At 63.5% G+C, this 587-nt stretch carries 1 protein-coding gene; it reads left to right on the top strand.

The genetic code is table 11. The annotated features are described in order from the left end of the window. Positions 1-180 precede the first annotated feature (180 nt). Positions 181-587 (top strand): phage regulatory CII family protein (locus AC1D01_RS37940; RefSeq protein WP_477875145.1); only part of this gene is annotated, 407 nt, incomplete at its 3' end.

Here is a 587-nt window from a genome sequence, read left to right as displayed (position 1 = left end):
CATCGGCCCCATCGGCGACGCGATCTCGGTGAACTCGACGCTCACCTGCGCAAACACCATTTCCACGCTCAGCCCGTCCGTCTTCTTCTCGCTCATCAGTTTCTCTCTCGTGCGCTCATTGGTGCGCAGTATGGCTACCAGTGCGCGGTCCATCCATAGCCCCTTCAAACGGCCCATGCCATGAATGTCCAAACCGCAGCCTTCAACCTCGTGCACGATCACCCGGGCGGCACTTCTGCACTCGCCCCATTGCTCGGCAAGAGCACGTCGACGCTGAACCACGAGGTCGACCCCAACTACGCAACCGCCAAGCTCGGCCTGGCCGAAGCGCTCAAGCTCACGCTGCTGACGAAGAACCACAGCATCCTGAATGCCTTCGCGATGGCGTGCCACTGCATGGTGGTGCCGCTGCCGGCGTGCTCGGACAACGATGACGACGACACGTTCCGGAGCGTGACGCGCGTGGCCCGCGAGTTCGCCGAGCTGATCAGCGAGGTCAGCGAGGTGACGGCCGACGGCGCCGTCTCCGACAACGAACTGCGCCGTGTCGATAGCGAAGCCACCGAACTGGTGGCAGCCATCCAGGC

It is taken from the genome of Rhizobacter sp. P3_B12, assembly GCF_056402895.1.
Note: the sequence above shows the minus strand (reverse complement) of the source record. Positions and strands in the feature narration are given on the sequence as shown.